Source organism: Paenibacillus forsythiae T98, from assembly GCF_000520735.1.
Taxonomy (GTDB): Bacteria; Bacillota; Bacilli; order Paenibacillales; family Paenibacillaceae; genus Paenibacillus_AQ; species Paenibacillus_AQ forsythiae.
The window spans coordinates 1-1,118 of the sequence record NZ_ASSC01000770.1; the positions used below are offsets into that span (position 1 = coordinate 1).

Genomic DNA, 1,118 nt, shown 5'->3' on the forward strand with positions numbered 1-1,118 from the left:
AACTCGGAACGCGCGTCGTCGAGACGCTTCTTAACCGGATCGAGCAGCCGGACCGCCATAAGGAGACCATTTATTTGGAGTCGAGCATTATTTTGCGGGGATCGACCAGACAGACGGCAGGAGCGGCTAGCGGAATCCCAAGCTCCCAGGCTTAGCTGTCCTGCCGCGTCAACCATAAAGCGGGTCAGCAACAGCTAGCCAAGAGCATGTTCATGATGAAGCGCAATCCCAAGCCCCAGATGAGAAAAAAGGCAGGCTCGTCGCATTAAGCGAAGATCCCTGCCTTTCGCACTTTCTTGCCCTCCATCATTCAGTCCCGGTCCGGTCATCCTTTCAAAATCATTACCCCCTTCGCCGGGACTGCCGCCGTACCGCTCACCTGGCTGCCGGTCAGCAGGTCGGTCATCCCGGCGGAGCCGCTCTCTGTCCTCAGCTCCGCGTCGGTATGATTCATAAGGAACAGGTAGGACGTGCCGTTCTTCACCCGCCGCGCGGCTTCAAGCCCCTGCGGGGCCTGGACGAGCGGTGCGATATTCCTGTCGGCGCACAGATTGCCGAGAAAGCCTCGCAGAAAGTCAGCGTCAGGGCTTGAAGCGATGTAGTACGCTTTGCCCCGGCCAACACGATCGGATGCGCTCCCGTGCCCGTAGCCAGGCAGACATAGGTTTCGTTCTTGTACAGCCGGTCCATCGTTTCATCCAGCGCCGAGAAATCATAGATCTCCTCATCCGGCTGAATCATCGCCCAGGAGGGCGCCTTCCCGAAGCCGCTTTCGTTCATGCGGTTCGCGGTTATCGATTATCCGGCATATTGAGGGCCTTGCCGCTTTCGGCTGCCCGGACCGCCGCCTTTTCCAGTACAGCTGACAACGCTTCATTATCGACTGGCTTGGTCAAATATTCATCCATCCCGTAATCCAGGCATTTGCCTCGGTCATCCCGAAGCGAATCGGCCGTCAGCGCAACCATATAAGGCGCTTGATCCGGGGCAAGCGTATTTCGGATCACCTGCGCCGCTTCCAGACCGTCCATCACGGGCATTCGGACATCCATCAGAATGATATCGTAAGGTATGCTGACGGCGGACCGGACCGCTTCCCTGCCGTTAGCCGCGACGGT

Annotated in this window: 3 protein-coding genes; all 3 read right to left on the minus strand. The window is 58.3% G+C overall.

All coding sequences use genetic code 11. From position 1 onward, the window contains the following. Window positions 1-325: 325 nt before the first annotated feature. Window positions 326-484 (minus strand): Beta-galactosidase C-terminal domain, encoded by a 159-nt coding sequence (locus L692_RS33675; RefSeq protein WP_232238853.1) that lies wholly within the window; start codon window positions 482-484, stop codon window positions 326-328. Further along, window positions 481-780, minus strand: a complete 300-nt coding sequence (locus L692_RS33680) for a beta-galactosidase (protein ID WP_025702387.1) — start codon at window positions 778-780, stop codon at window positions 481-483. The genes L692_RS33675 and L692_RS33680 overlap by 4 nt, the downstream gene beginning before the upstream one ends. A gap of 11 nt (window positions 781-791) precedes the next feature. Further along, window positions 792-1,118 (minus strand): response regulator (locus L692_RS30030; RefSeq protein ID WP_036725229.1); only part of this gene is annotated, 327 nt, incomplete at its 5' end.